General features: G+C 62.0%; 18 protein-coding genes. 1 reads left to right on the top strand and 17 read right to left on the bottom strand.

Features of this window, described 5'->3' with window-relative positions; translation table 11 throughout:
• Positions 1 to 100: 100 nt before the first annotated feature.
• The 6 genes from AB433_RS17380 to AB433_RS17355 form a co-directional block, all read right to left on the bottom strand.
• On the bottom strand, positions 101 to 1,024 hold the full coding sequence (locus AB433_RS17380) for a HEPN domain-containing protein (RefSeq protein WP_047822821.1): 924 nt from the start codon (positions 1,022 to 1,024) through the stop codon (positions 101 to 103).
• A 134-nt stretch (positions 1,025 to 1,158) separates the two neighbouring features.
• On the bottom strand, positions 1,159 to 1,629 hold the full coding sequence (locus tag AB433_RS17375) for a hypothetical protein (protein ID WP_047822819.1): 471 nt from the start codon (positions 1,627 to 1,629) through the stop codon (positions 1,159 to 1,161).
• On the bottom strand, positions 1,626 to 3,620 hold the full coding sequence (locus AB433_RS17370; RefSeq protein WP_047822817.1) for a conjugal transfer protein TraG: 1,995 nt from the start codon (positions 3,618 to 3,620) through the stop codon (positions 1,626 to 1,628). Before AB433_RS17370 ends, AB433_RS17375 begins: the two co-directional genes overlap by 4 nt.
• A 100-nt stretch (positions 3,621 to 3,720) precedes the next feature.
• Positions 3,721 to 4,422 (bottom strand): RES family NAD+ phosphorylase, encoded by a 702-nt coding sequence (locus AB433_RS17365; protein ID WP_047822815.1) that lies wholly within the window; start codon positions 4,420 to 4,422, stop codon positions 3,721 to 3,723.
• Positions 4,409 to 4,840 (bottom strand): antitoxin Xre-like helix-turn-helix domain-containing protein, encoded by a 432-nt coding sequence (locus AB433_RS17360; RefSeq protein WP_047822813.1) that lies wholly within the window; start codon positions 4,838 to 4,840, stop codon positions 4,409 to 4,411. The genes AB433_RS17365 and AB433_RS17360 overlap by 14 nt, the downstream gene beginning before the upstream one ends.
• A gap of 74 nt (positions 4,841 to 4,914) precedes the next feature.
• The gene (locus AB433_RS17355) at positions 4,915 to 6,168 is read right to left on the bottom strand and encodes a DUF3363 domain-containing protein (RefSeq protein ID WP_342670053.1); all 1,254 of its coding nucleotides are present in this window, start codon (positions 6,166 to 6,168) and stop codon (positions 4,915 to 4,917) included.
• Here AB433_RS17355 and AB433_RS21670 point away from each other — a divergent pair.
• A complete protein-coding gene (locus AB433_RS21670; protein WP_342670052.1) occupies positions 6,121 to 6,546 on the top strand; it encodes a hypothetical protein in 426 nt (141 codons plus the stop codon). The genes AB433_RS17355 and AB433_RS21670 overlap by 48 nt on opposite strands.
• 351 nt (positions 6,547 to 6,897) lie before the next feature.
• Here the strand turns inward: AB433_RS21670 and AB433_RS17350 are convergent, their stop codons facing one another.
• From AB433_RS17350 to AB433_RS21380, 11 genes are all read right to left on the bottom strand, one after another.
• Positions 6,898 to 7,578, bottom strand: a complete 681-nt coding sequence (locus tag AB433_RS17350) for a lytic transglycosylase domain-containing protein (RefSeq protein ID WP_047822809.1) — start codon at positions 7,576 to 7,578, stop codon at positions 6,898 to 6,900.
• Positions 7,579 to 7,582: 4 nt separating this feature from the next.
• Positions 7,583 to 7,915 (bottom strand): DUF736 domain-containing protein, encoded by a 333-nt coding sequence (locus AB433_RS17345; RefSeq protein WP_047822807.1) that lies wholly within the window; start codon positions 7,913 to 7,915, stop codon positions 7,583 to 7,585.
• Positions 7,912 to 8,493, bottom strand: a complete 582-nt coding sequence (locus tag AB433_RS17340) for a S26 family signal peptidase (RefSeq protein ID WP_047822804.1) — start codon at positions 8,491 to 8,493, stop codon at positions 7,912 to 7,914. The genes AB433_RS17345 and AB433_RS17340 overlap by 4 nt, the downstream gene beginning before the upstream one ends.
• Positions 8,490 to 9,017, bottom strand: a complete 528-nt coding sequence (locus tag AB433_RS17335) for a DUF2840 domain-containing protein (protein WP_375782419.1) — start codon at positions 9,015 to 9,017, stop codon at positions 8,490 to 8,492. The genes AB433_RS17340 and AB433_RS17335 overlap by 4 nt, the downstream gene beginning before the upstream one ends.
• Positions 9,018 to 9,178: 161 nt before the next feature.
• On the bottom strand, positions 9,179 to 10,060 hold the full coding sequence (locus AB433_RS17330) for a replication initiator protein A (RefSeq protein WP_047822802.1): 882 nt from the start codon (positions 10,058 to 10,060) through the stop codon (positions 9,179 to 9,181).
• A 9-nt stretch (positions 10,061 to 10,069) separates the two neighbouring features.
• Positions 10,070 to 10,342, bottom strand: a complete 273-nt coding sequence (locus AB433_RS17325) for a helix-turn-helix transcriptional regulator (protein WP_047822800.1) — start codon at positions 10,340 to 10,342, stop codon at positions 10,070 to 10,072.
• Positions 10,343 to 10,913: 571 nt separating this feature from the next.
• Complete coding sequence (locus AB433_RS17320; RefSeq protein ID WP_010240235.1) at positions 10,914 to 11,135, bottom strand: hypothetical protein; 222 nt, start codon at positions 11,133 to 11,135, stop codon at positions 10,914 to 10,916.
• Positions 11,136 to 11,536: 401 nt separating this feature from the next.
• A complete protein-coding gene (locus AB433_RS17315; protein ID WP_047824411.1) occupies positions 11,537 to 11,923 on the bottom strand; it encodes a single-stranded DNA-binding protein in 387 nt (128 codons plus the stop codon).
• Positions 11,924 to 12,277: 354 nt separating this feature from the next.
• The gene (locus AB433_RS17310) at positions 12,278 to 12,640 is read right to left on the bottom strand and encodes a hypothetical protein (RefSeq protein ID WP_156170875.1); all 363 of its coding nucleotides are present in this window, start codon (positions 12,638 to 12,640) and stop codon (positions 12,278 to 12,280) included.
• Positions 12,641 to 12,714: 74 nt separating this feature from the next.
• The gene (locus AB433_RS17305) at positions 12,715 to 13,173 is read right to left on the bottom strand and encodes a class I SAM-dependent methyltransferase (RefSeq protein WP_245626703.1); all 459 of its coding nucleotides are present in this window, start codon (positions 13,171 to 13,173) and stop codon (positions 12,715 to 12,717) included.
• The gene (locus tag AB433_RS21380; RefSeq protein WP_230279201.1) at positions 13,107 to 13,388 is read right to left on the bottom strand and encodes a class I SAM-dependent methyltransferase; all 282 of its coding nucleotides are present in this window, start codon (positions 13,386 to 13,388) and stop codon (positions 13,107 to 13,109) included. The genes AB433_RS17305 and AB433_RS21380 overlap by 67 nt, the downstream gene beginning before the upstream one ends.
• Positions 13,389 to 13,430: the final 42 nt, after the last annotated feature.

Raw genomic sequence — 13,430 nt, 5'->3', positions numbered from 1 at the left:
TCTCTCCTCGCGATCGAAAACAATATTCAGCTAGGTCCGAAGTAGGCGCGCAACGCAGACATCTGCTACAGTGCGATCGGACCCGACAGGCGAGCATCGATTAGGGGTTTATTTCATTACTGAGCTTTTTGAGACGGTCTGAGCATATCTCGTGCACGACCCGGCCAAGCTCCTCAACCTGCTCTCCGAGCCATTCGAGCTCTTCGCTGGTGATGCGGTAATGCTTTGAGTATCTAGCCTTGACGTACGCTTCCTTCAGCTTCTCAAAGCGCGCACGATCGCGGCGCGTGTCGCGCGGCCAGACATAGGTCAGGCGTGGGTCGATTCGCTCCGCCTGGGTGCGGAGAAAACCCAGATTATGCACATGCGGTGTATAGAACGTGCAGACCAACAGCACGCAATGGTATAGAAATTCGGCCGATTGATGCATGTCGAATGCTGCGGGTTTTAGGAATCCTCGCTCCCGGCCCACCTTTGATAGCTCATACCGTTGCATCGCTGTCGGGAACCACTCGTCGAAATACTCCTGCGCCATTGCCAGCGCCTCACCGGCAGTCTTGGGCTTCGGCGTGTGGAGCTCGGTGTCGTCGGATTGGTAAAGCGCGATCCCGTCCTTCGCGACATCCATGAAGAAATAGCGTCCGTGCGCGAGACCGTCGTTCACCTCCTGCAGCGTATGGACGATGAAATTGACCGGCGTCTTGAGCGATTTGGTCACGCCGTACTCGCGCATCAGCCGGTCATCGAGCTTCGACCAGTACTTGACCCGGTCGACCAGCCGCTTGTCGTTGACGATGATGAGCAGATCGTAGTCCGACTGGTAGCCCTTGGCCGTATGCGGCTCGTCGACCCAAGTTCCGCGGGCATAGCTGCCGTAGAGAATGACCTTGAGAATGCGACCGGCCTTCTTCCACTCGTGCTTCGCCAGCGCAAAGGCATCATCGAATTCTTCGAAGATCAGCTGCACCACGCGCTCAAGTTCCCGTTGCTTTTGCGGAGGCAGATGATCGAGTTCGGTGCGCATTACTGGACCTTTAGCAAGCACTTGGAATGGTTGCACCCTCGCATTCCTGCAGGTGCGCCGGCGCATGAAAGAAAGCGTTCCTCTGCTCTATTCATGTGTGTTTCCTGCCGGACTATCGAAGGTCTTTGTCAGGGCTACGCCGGAGGCTCAGGGCCGTCTCCGTCCGGATTTTCAATCTCACTCAGCCTTGGTTCCGAAGCCGCGCGAATGAGATCGTCAGCGAGATGCCTGCCCGTTTCCATGCGCCGCGCGAGCGCTTCGACGAAGAAGTCGAACCGCTTTTCTGCATCGGCACGCGCAGCGGCATTGGCTTCAAACGGCATGGCCGGGGTCACCGCCAGCCATCGCCTGAGGTAGAGCGCGAATGCCTCGTTCCCGACCTCGATATGATAGTCGAGCTTGCCGATCTGTCGGCTTATGCGATCAAGGCGTCGACTGAAGGCCGCTTCCATGCGTTCCGATCCATCGGGAGAGAGAAAAGAGCCGACGGCGGCCTCTACCACCGAAGCCTGGGAAACGCGCTTGCGACCCGCATAGTCTGCAAGCTGCCTGGAAAGGGCCGGCGGCAGGCGGAACGTATGCTTGATACGGTTGCCCTTGCTCATAGCTCGATCCCGTCGCCGGGATCGAGCGCAGCGCGCCGCGCATTGGCCTGCATCCGCTCGGCCATTCTGCGATTGCGGTTTGCCTGATCGTCGTCCGTTCGGTCGTCAAACTCAAATTCGTTGGGGATCTCGACTGGCGGCGGCGCCACATCTTCGTATTCCGGCAATTCAGGGGATTGGCGGATCCCGCCATCGGACTGGCGATCATCGACCTCGTACTCTTCAGACGCGGTCGGCGATTTCTCCAATTGCGAAGGCGCGGTCACATGTCTCCCGTGCCATTCGCTCTCGTCCGCTGCGAACTCCGGCTTTTCAACCGTCGGTGGACACTCCACCCGTTTGCTGAGCTGCGGATCGCGGTAGTAGCGCGCTTTCCTGGCACGGATCGGATGCACGCCTGCGAGCATCACGATTTCGTCGGTATCGGGAAGCTGCATGATCTCGCCCTGGGTCAGAAGAGCGCGCGCCGTCTCCGAGCGCGAGACCATCAAATGACCGAGCCACGGGGAGAGGCGGTGCCCGGCATAATTGCGCATTGCCCGGGTTTCGGTCGCAGTCCCGAGCGATTCCGAAACGCGCTTGGCAGTGCGCTCATCATTGGTCGCGAAGCACACCCGCACATGGCAATTGTCGAGAATGGCATTGTTCTGGCCGTATGCCTTCTCGATCTGGTTCAATGACTGGGCGATCAGAAAGGCTTTGATGCCGTAGCCCGCCATGAAGGCGAGCGCGCTTTCGAAGAAGTCGAGCCTGCCCAAGGCAGGGAACTCGTCGAGCATAAGGAGAAGCCGCTCGCGATCGGCACCTTCCTGCAGGTCCTCGGTCATTCGTCTTCCGAGCTGGTTGAGGATGAGCCGGATAAGCGGCTTGGTGCGGCTGATGTCTGATGGCGGGACGACGAGATAGAGTGTAACCGGTTGGCCCTGTGCCACTAGGTCCGCGATGCGCCATTCGCAATGCCGCGTGACCCTGGCGATGACCGGATCGCGGTACAGCCCGAGGAACGACATCGCGGTCGAGAGCACGCCCGAGCGTTCGTTCTCTGACTTGTTCAGCAGTTCTCTCGCCGCGCTCGCAACCACCGGATGGACGCCGTCTTCCCCCAGATGCGGCGTGCGCATCATTGCGGTCAGAGTCGCCTCGATCGATCGGCGCGGATCGGACAGGAAGTTCGCCACCCCGGCAAGCGTCTTGTCAGGCTCGGCATAAAGCACATGCAGAATGGCCCCGACGAGAAGCGCATGGCTGGTCTTCTCCCAGTGGTTGCGCCGTTCAAGCGAGCCTTCGGGATCGACCAGCACATCGGCGATGTTTTGCACGTCGCGCACCTCGTTGATGCCGCGGCGCACTTCCATCAGCGGGTTGTAGGCTGCCGACGCCTCATTGGTCGGATCGAACAGAAGCGTGCGACTGAACCGGGATCGGAAGCCTGCGGTCAGCTCCCAGTTCTCACCTTTGATATCGTGCACGATCGCAGAATGCGGCCAGGTCAGGAGCGTCGGGACGACAAGGCCGACCCCCTTGCCGCTGCGCGTTGGTGCGAAACAGAGCACATGTTCGGGTCCGTCGTGGCGAAGATAGAGATTGGCATGCTGGCCGATAATGACGCCCTTGCCTGCCAGAAGGCCCGCGCGTGAAATTTCGGAACGGGTCGCCCAGCGCGCCGAGCCATAGGTCGCGCTGTTCCTGATCTCTCGGGCGCGCCAGACCGACATGCCGATAGCGACCACGACCGACACGAGACCGCCCGATGCGGCGATCATTCCGCCGGTCTCGAAGATGCGCGGAGCATAGGCTTCGTAGCTGAACCACCACCAGAAGATGGCGTAAGGCGGATAGACAGGTGCTCCGAAAACACTGAACCACGGCGCGCCCAATTGTGCCTGATAGCCGAGCGCGTGCGCGGTCCATTGGGTACCCACCCAAACGCCTGCGAGCGTGAGGGCGAAGACGACGAGTATCTGACCCCACAATATCCGGGTTGCCGACAAAGCTGTCTCCTTTCGTGAAGGGCAGCACGGCGGCTTTGCATCGCATATTCAAGTCGGAAGCTGTGTGAGCGCAGGCTGGCGTAGCGAAAGCGGGAAGCGGCTAGATTGCTTCCCAACTATAGTCCGGATTGCCGGTCCAGGTCAGGCGGTACATCGCCCCTTGCGCGACCGATTGCACGACATTGGGCCACAAGGCCGCGATGCAGGTTCCGCCCGCATAGCGGACCGAAGAATAGATGATCCCGTTATGGCCGGCGGTGCGCGCCTGCGCCGCTAGAGCATTGCCGACAGGATAGCCTTTCGTTTTGTCCGGATCGAGTGCGGGGTGATCAGGCAGGCCGCGCAGATCGATAAAGACCCCCGCCATGCTGGCGATCATCTCGCCATATTCGACAACGGCATCGAAATCGCCGGCATCGGCGAGCGCCTGGGTCAGATGATGACCGACCTCGGCGATACAGGTCTCGACATCGAGCGCGGCATACCATGCGCCGCGGTTCGCGGGGTTGAAGCGATTGGGCTCGCGCGGCTTGGCATAGGCAAAGCTCGCATTGATAAATCTGGCATGCGGCACGCCGTGAACCAGTTCGTCGGCTGTCAGTTCGCCAAACCCGCGCTCTTCGGCGATCAGGCGCGAACTCGTCGCCCCCTCGATTTCAGCGAGCAGCGCAAGCTCGGCATCACTGTCGGCAAGTGGAGCCATGACCGCTTCGCGCAAGCGCGCGCTGGAAACGAGCCGGACAGTCCGCTCGAACGCTTCGCGGATCTGCGGCGGCTCGCCTGCCTCCTCAGAGCCCGCCACGAAGCGCGTCGATATATTGTCTGGTCTCCAGCATGCGCGGAATGCCGCCTTCGATCATCGCCCCGATGGGCGAGCGGCGATCAAACAACGGGGCCCTGTTTTCGAGCTTTGGCCAGCGATCGGCCATGTCGTTGGCGAACAGCAGATGCAGTCCCTTGAACAGACCGATCAGCGCCGACGCGCGGGTCAGCTGGTCCTGACCGAGCGAGCCTTCCCAGGTTCCGGCTTTCATCCGGTCCCAGGTGCTTTCGGACACGCCGAGCAGCGCAGCGCCCTCAGCGTTGCTCGCACCCCAGGCCCCAATGAGGCGCAGCACGGCCTTTACCGCAGCGCTGGTGAGGCGGCTGCGATCACCGTCGCTTGCAAAGGTCTGAAGCCCCGGGGGAGCTTCGGCATGCTGAATCGCTGCACTTACCATATCGCATCTCCTGATGCGTTTATAAGCATCATATGGTGCGTTTGTCAAGATTTCCGTTATGATGCCGGTGCTCCTCAAACCGCCGGACCGCGCGAGCGCGCAAAGTTCCAGTCGACACCGCCTCGCACATGGACCTTGCCAGCGACTTCTTTTCCAAGATGCCGCTCGAGGTCTTGCCTCCAGGGCACGAGCTGGAAACCCGCTCCGTCATCGATCATGGCGAAGCGACCCGACGCCAGCGAAATGCGCTCGCGGTAGATGCCGGAAATGTGATCCCCTTCCGTTACCGGATTTGCCAGACGACCATGACGCGCAGCCAGCGCTTTACCTGCCGCGTCCAGTTCCTGCTTGCGGAGCGTTCCGAGCAGGTTGCGCACCAAGGTCACGCTCCTACCATGTCGCTTCGCAAGACTTTGATCGACGAGCCATTCACGGCGCTCGTCAAGAGCCTTCCGGACTTCATTGCCGAAGCCGCCTCCCAGCGACGCGGCTCGTGCCGACAGCAGCTGCCGGTCGAGCCAGGTCGCCCCGCGCGCGTCAATCTGCCGCTCGAGCGGCAGGTCCGAACGCACCAGCAGGCTGCTGCGCCGTCGCCCGTTGCGGTCGGTCCATTCGCCTGTCTCGACGATGGCGCCGGGTGCTGCATCGCTTGTCTGGTCCAGATCGGGAAAACGCAGATAATGCGCACGCCCGTCCACTCCTTCGACGATCGCATAAGCCTCGCCTGTCAGCTCATCATGAAGACCGCGCTCGACCAACCTTCCGATGACCCGGCGGTTCTCGTCTTCTCCATGCAGCGCGAAGGATGCAAGGGCGCCTTGTGCGCCGCGTCCACGCATCGCCTTGTGCAAGGTCTTGATGATGTCGCCGCGCTCGCCCAGCGCGCGCAATGTCGGTTCGAGATCTGCGGCCAAGGTCCAGCGCGCCGCCCCGATCCGCTCGGCCAATCCCATGCGTTCGAGCGTTCGTGCGCGGCCGATAAGGAATGCGCGGTTGCTGCGGCGTGTCGCATCGACTTCGGGGGACAAATCGACCACGCCGAGATCGTCGCGTTGCTTTTGCAGCCGGCGGTCGAGTGAGGTCCAGCGCTCGGCATCGACCTCGCGGCGAAGCGCTAGCTGAATATCGCGCTCGCTGCGCGGCCCGAGTTCGATAGTGACGCGCTCCTGGGCACGGGCACGCATGCCTTCGCTGATATAAGAGCGATCGATCACCAGATCCCTGCCGTCCGAGGCAACTCCGCGGACCAGAACATGGACGTGCGGGTTATCGGTATTCCAGTGATCGACCGCTACCCAGTCGAGGCTGGTGTCGAGGTCGCTCGCCATATCTTCAAGCAGTTCGCGCGTGAAAGCGCGCAGGTCAGCCATCTCGCTCGCGTCTTCCGGCGACACGATGAAGCGGAAGTGATGCCGGTCGTCTTCGCAGCGCGCGGCGAAGGCATCGCCATCGACCTCATCCGACGAGGCATCGAACATCTGGGCATCCGATCCGTCACGGGTGACGCCGTCGCGTTCGAGATAGGCGATGTGGCGAGCGAGCGGTGCAGAGCGGAAGCGGCTGCCGCCATGACGAACGACGCGCGCCTTGATGATGACCCGCCGCTGGAAAGCATGGGGGCTGCCTCTGAACGCAGCATGTTTGCCGCGCCCCAAGTGACCGGTTCCGCCACCTGCCCGGCCTCGCCCGAGCGGTGTATAGCCTGACCGGCGTGAGGCCTGCAGCACGCGTCCCACCAGCGAACCGGCCTTGCGATAGGCGCGCGCATCGCTGTCTCTCGACCGGCCCGGCCTGATGTCGAATTCGTCGTCAGCCACAGACAAGAAAATCGGAAGACGGCGCTTTCAGCATTGAAAAGCCTAAGGATTGCGGTTCAAGCGCCTGCAGACTTACAGCAGAGACGGCGCGTAATTTCCCGCGAAACCAACCACCTGCAGCCCGACCGACGGCGCTGCTTTTATCTCGCCATCCCTCCCTTCCTTTGGTGCGCAAGCCTCCCGTCCTTCGCCCGCTTTCGCCAGGGAACGCATGGCTGCGCGAAGGTGCGAGGCTCGCTTTCATTGGGAGGAAGCCGTCGAGACGGGCGCGAATAGATCGTGCGCGGCTTGTTCCGGTCGCGCGAAGGGGTTCGCCGCGGGGCCGGGCATAGCCACCTCGTCCAACTCTTTTCGCGCTGCGCCGGGAGGCTGCAAGGCGCCAGCCGGAACATTCCTGGCTTGTAGAGGCGCCGCCGCAAACATGCGCTCGGACTGCAACAGCGGCGCAATCCGGGCGACATAGCGGCGCGTTTCGAGTGGCAGCGAACGCCGTCCGGCAAGCCAGTCTTCGTAGCGTCCCGGACCTGCATTGTATGCCGCGAGGAAACCTTGCGCGCCGTAGCGATCATACATTTCGCGCAGGTAAGACGTGCCGGCCAGAATGTTATCGCGCGGGTCGAACGGGTCTTGCCCGAGCGAGAACCGGGCGCGCTGCCGCGACCAGGTTCCGGGCATGAGCTGCATGAGACCCATCGCTCCTGCTCTGGAAACCGCCCGCACCCGGCCCGCACTTTCGGCGCGGATCACCGCGTAGATCCAGTGCTCGGGAATGCCGAATTGCTGAGATGCTTCGCTGACATGCGCTGCAATCTCGACGCGCTGGGAAGCTCGGACAAACTGCTCCGATTGCGCAAAAACCTGTGCCGGACTCGCCGCCCACATGGTGGCCAGGAGTCCCTGCAGAAGATACAGGCGGAGCACGGAATCAGCCCTTTGCCGGGCGGCGCGCGCCGCGCGACCATATAAGGACATGGTTCTGGTCGTCAGAACTGAACAGATTGGCGCGCAGGGGCCGAGGCAATACCGGATCGTCGATGACGAGCGTGACAAAACTGCCTGCCTTGTCGCCGACATGTTTCCAGCCTGCACCCACCTCGTAGGTTTCCTCGCCTTCACCTGCCATGATGCGATAGTCAGGGGCGTTCTCGGTGTCGCCGGGGTCGGCGGCCACCAGGGTCAGCGGTGCGTCGATGGTCAGGGTTTGCAGCCGCCCTTCAAAGCCGTCGGGTGTGGCTGCAAAAGTGCCGATACAGGTCATTGTGCGTCTCCATCATTTACGTTGGGAATGGGAAAGTCGGCGGGCGAGGCGAGCAGGACATAGTCCCCGTCGCCCGCTTCGTTGGTCCAGACGGGCCGCGCGCGCCCGATGACATCGGCGCGTGCGACCGGGCCGAAATAACGCCCGTCAAAGCTGCCGGGGGCGCGCCTGTTCATCACGAACAGTTCATCCGCAGCGATAGTCCGGCATCCTTTCCAGACGGGCAGTTCGCGTCCAAGGCTGTCGCGCCGACGCGCCGAGCCCGCAGGTGTCCCATTGATCTCGATGAGCAGGTCGCGCCGGCAGACCGTATCCCCGCCAAGCGCCGCAACCTCCTTGATGAGCGGAACGCCCGCAGGAAGATAGCCGCGCGAGGCGAGGTATTTCTGCAGCCTGAAAGCAGGATCGATCGCGACGCGGTCGCCCCTCTGGAGACCGGTCTTTCCGCCGATTGAGTACAGTCCAACCGGCACGCTGGCCGTCACGTTCCAGACCAAAAGTCGCGAGAGCGGGATTGCGATGCTGGCCAGTGTCGCTGCCGCGACCATGCCTGCCAGAAAGGCGGTGCGCCGCCTCATGATTGCAGCATTCGCCGCCGCAGCCAGTCGCGATGGCGCGCAGGGGAATAGGAACGTACTTGCATGCCCCCTGCCAGCCTGTTGTGGACATGATGCCAGTGGTCGGGAGCTACATCGCAGGGATCGATGCCAACGTCCTCGATCGCATCGATCAGCGCAAAGACCTGGCGAACCTTTGGCCAGCTTCGCACCGAGAGCAGGATTTGCGCACCGGGATCGACCTGCGGAATTGTGGTGAGTGGCTCGCTAATACCGACGGCGCGGGCGACCGTAAGTGCCGAGCGGACGGTCCCGTAATCGTTCGATACCCACCGAACCAGGGCAAAGACCTGTCCCGGAGCATAGCTTTCGATGCGCGTCCGGCGGTCGAGGATACGCCCGGCGACGGGCTTGCCGAACCGAAGCCAGTCTTCCTGGACGCCGCCGCGCCACACCAGCGTGACATGCGTGAGTGGCGGATCACCGGAACCTGCGTCGACCGGTTCCGGAGGCGGAAGCGAAGCGCGCGCTGCGCTTTTGCACAGGCGTGGCTGTGTTAGCAGGAATCTGGAAGATTCCTTGTTAGCATTGTTAAGGGCTTCGCGAGCGCTGCATTTCCGGCGAGTCGCGCAGGTTCCCGGTTCCCGATAGTCCGGGCATCGGGTTCCCGATCGTCCGAACGTCATGGTTCCCGATAGTCCGAACATCACACGTCCTTTTCCACAGGGGGCAGACCGATGCGGCGCCGCGCGGCCGCGAAGGGATCGACAGGCGTTGCAACGAACAGGAGCCGCTCGCGGCCGAACTGGTGCTCAAGAGCGAGGCTGTAGCCCGGGAGGGACTGGCGGCGAACGATGGCCCGCACTTCGAATGCGAAACGCTTCAATGGCGAGAGCGCACCCGACTTTGCATGCAGGTGCGAAATGTCGAAACTCCACCCGCCCTTCTGTTTGCCGCCGTGTTTGCGCACGATGCGATAGAGCCAGCGCTCGAGACCGCCGGTGAGCGCGAAATAGGCCGGGTCGATAGTCAGGACGAGCGCACGATCGAGCACGCCCTCGTAGAGCCAGTCTGGCACGATCATTTCGATGCCGAGCGCGCGCCCGTTGTCATCGAGCCGTTCGCGCCATTCGTTGATCCAGGAAAATCGTCGGCGCCGCCGCGCTCCGGCCTGCCGGATGGAGGTGGCAATGCTGGTCGACTGCAAGCGGTCGAGCGCTGCCTTCAGGCGCTCGTAGCCAGCTTTTCCCGTTCCTCGCCGGGTGAAGGTAAGGATTTCATGGGGCGTCGCCGCGATAAGGCGCGAGGTGGCTTTGCCGGCATCGCGCGCCTCGACGATCTGGCTCGCTACCCAGATCAGTACATCGGCGTCCCAGATGGTGGCCATGCCATGTTCGGCGGTCGCTTCGACCAGAATGGCGACCTCGCCCATGCGAAAGTCGATCGGCTTCACTCGCTTCGACTTGGCGAGGCTGAAGAAAGGCCAGGCCATCAGATCCTGCGCATCGCGCGCGGCGATGTCGCTGCCCGCGCCGACGAACAGGTCGAGCTGTCCGGCCTCGCCGTCCGATGTCTTCAAGGAGCGCATGGTACCGCCTCAGCGCCGGACCGGACCGGTGTAGCCGTCGATCCGCTTGGCAGGATGAACGACGCCCTTGCCCGGATCGCTGGTCGAATGGCGCAAGCCCTGCTCGGCCCAGGCATCGAGATCTTCGGGCCGGTAAACGATGCGGCCGCCGAGCTTGTGGTAGACCGGCCCTGTTCCATAGCATCTGTGCTTTTCGAGCGTGCGCGGCGAAAGCCCCAGATGCACCGCGGCATCTGGGGTGCGCAGGTAGCGGGGACGGACCGGATCGGGAACGGCGTGCATGGGGTTAGCTCCAAGAGGCTCGGGTGGCTGCGGCTAACTGCCGCTGATTGCGGAGGGTGATGGCGCATGCCCTGGCAATGGGGGGAGCGACACGATGCTGCGTTCGGATTTGTCGCCCCTACCGATCATGAGCTCGGCAGGATCGAGGAAGGGCGGCATCCGTGCAGGGCCCGACGCTCCTGCGCCGCCCGGCAGGCTTTCGGCTGCAATGCCGAAAGGTCCGAAAAAGATGCCGCACCTGCGATAGAGGCAGCGGCCAAGGGCCTGTGGGAAGCAAGGCAAGCGGGGCCTGTCGCGGCCGTAGCTTCCCGCTCGCCCGACCCGCTGCCGGTTCGCAAGTGCGTGCGGGGCCCCGGAACGCATAATGCCGCACCCTCAGGAGCGCATCGCCAGATGCGCGGGACAGAGTGCGTCCCCAGCCCCGCTCGACATATCCCGAAGGCCCGTGGGCCAGGCTGATATTCGGAGAAACGCCGGTTTCTTCTGGATCGACATCTTGACCCTAGCGCTCAGCTACGGAAACACGAGAAAAGGGCAGGAACCGCTGCTGGCCCCTGCCCTGCCGAATGTCTCAGAATTCGTCGAGCATTCCGCCATGGACGGTATGAACGACCCGGATCGCAAGATGCGGTGGCAACGCGTTGTAGTCGCCTTCGTCGACCGCGCGATATCCGAGTTCGTCATCCTCGATAACATGCTGGTCGAAGAAGCTGTGCAAGGCCCGTTGCTCAGCTGTTTCCAGAGCCTCGAAATAATTGCGCGAAGGCAGTGTGCATTTCGTGAAATAGGTCATGATAATCCTCCTGAAATCTGTCGCGAGACGACAGGAGGTTGGCCGATGGGCCCGGGCAGACCGGGTCACAGGATCGCCTGACAGGGCGACCGCGAAGCGGCGCAAGGGGGAAACGGTTTTGTCGGGTGCCGGATGCAATCCGGCGGCGGGCAAAATGGTGGGCCCCCTGCCGTCCTTGATGCGGGCGGCGCGGGACCATCATGCTGGAAATGCGGTAAGCCAGGCCAATCCAGTCCACCTCAAACGACCGTTTCAGATGATCGCTGCCATAAGGGGTCGGGCCCTCCGGGCAGCGCCTGGCTATTCCCCGGAGAAAAGACCGAGCGAAAGGACGTGTGTACAGCGAAAGAGGCCCTGCCGTTTCCGGCAGAGCCTCCTTTGGCTGGTTCGATGGCGCCGGATCAGTCGATCGGAGGAGCGTCCTGGTTGTCGCCGCCATTGGCCCGCGAGAGGAAATCGACCTTGTCGGCAAGGATCTCCGAACCATACCGCGTCACACCGTCCTGGTCTTCCCACTGGGTATAATGGATGCGGCCCTGGACCGAGACCAGCTGGCCTTTCGAGCAGTACTGACCGACGGTCTTGGCGAGGCCGTTGAAGCAGGTCACACGGTGGAATTCGCTGTCCTTGGCGGTGTAGCCGTTCTCGTCCTTGTAGGTCTTGCCGTCCTTGTCGCGTGCAGGACGATCGGTGACGACAGTGATCCCGGTAACGCTGGTTCCGCCCTTGGTTTCGCGGGTTTCCGGATCGCGGGCAATGCGGCCGGTGAAGATAACGAGATTGGTCATGATAAATTCTCCTTCAGCTTGCGAACCGGAAACCATTTCCGGCTTGCGAACGTCGATGAGAAGCAGGGCATGGGAGGACTGCACCGCGGGCCCGGCAGGGCCAAGGGAAACCGGTTCATGACGGGTGGTGCGGGCCGCCCGCAAGGCGGGCAACACGGCCGGAAAGGAACGGGTTGCGGTTCCTCAGCTGACCTGGTTCAGACAGGTTCGCTCAGGAAAGCCGGATTGGCTTACGGTCGGGCATGAAGGACGGTTGATGAGCCGGTCTATCCTTCGGCCCTTTCGTCTACGCGGGGCGATCTTCGAGACACAGGCATGTTTCCATCAACAGAGGTACTCGCAGAGCTCGAAGAGTCACGCCGCAAGATCCCCTTCGGCAACCTCCAGACGGTTCGCCCATGTCAACATGATCCAACCGAAGAGCAAATTCACAAGCACGCGAAAGGGGAAATACAGGAGAGCCGGAAGGGCAAAGATCCAATCGATGAGCGCATTCGGTGCAAGCGCGTAGCCAACCTCCTTGAGGAAATACAGAATTGGCAAATGCATGGAGATGTGGGTTTCAACGGTAACCCCGATGCCAATATTTGCATCCTTTGCGATCTCCCACGCTGCATATAGCGTAATCAATCCATCGATCATGCCGCCAATGGCGCCAGACCAAGCCAGCAAAATCAAAAACAATCTCAATTTCTTGCCCATTTCACTTCCGGTCACGCCGGCGCAATGAAAGCGGGCGCAGGCCCCATCTTGCCGTCACCGCGCATTGCTGCGCCCAAAATCCTGTTTGATTAACAAGGTTCTTCCGCTCGCTTCATCGCGCTGATTATCGATATCGAACCGGTGACTGTGTTGAATTTTCTGAGCTCCCGGACCTCGACGAAACCGGCTCTGGACATCAACGGGATGAGCACCCCATCCGCATTCGGCTGCGTATCTGCAATTCCATCCAGCTGCTGAATCGTTGCCCTGAAAAGCTTACGCATGATCCACGAGGTTTGCTCTCCATAGTCCGCAACGAACAGGCGACCGCCCGGTTCGAGCACGGAATGGATCTCGCTTAGAAGCCGCATCTTCTCGTCGAGGCGCACCTGATGGAGAACAAGGCAAAGCGTTGCGATACTCGGTGTAGGCCAGGCCGCGACCGCATCTGCGGACATCATCGCGCGCCTGAATTCGACGTCTATGCCCGCGCGCCGCGCTTTCGCGCGAGCGATCTCGATAGCATCGCCGTCCGGATCGATCCCCAAATAGGTGATCGCCGCATCGCCGGCGCTATGAGCAGCGAGAGACTGCCCGTTCCGGCTCCGACATCGAGTAGAACATCGTTGTCGTTCGGCGCGATGAGCCCGACAAGTGTCTTGCGCCATTTGGCCTCGCGGGTCGTGAGCCGGACACCAATGTCGTAAAGTGGCGTCAGGAAGCTGTAACCCGCAGGCGGCGTGTAGTTTGTCTGCTCGGCCATCACGCTTGCCCTTCGTTTCGTACCGGGCCAGTCTCGGGTGAG

The organism is Croceicoccus naphthovorans, assembly GCF_001028705.1.
Taxonomy (GTDB): Bacteria; Pseudomonadota; Alphaproteobacteria; order Sphingomonadales; family Sphingomonadaceae; genus Croceicoccus; species Croceicoccus naphthovorans.
This window is presented reverse-complemented; position numbering and strand designations above follow the sequence as displayed.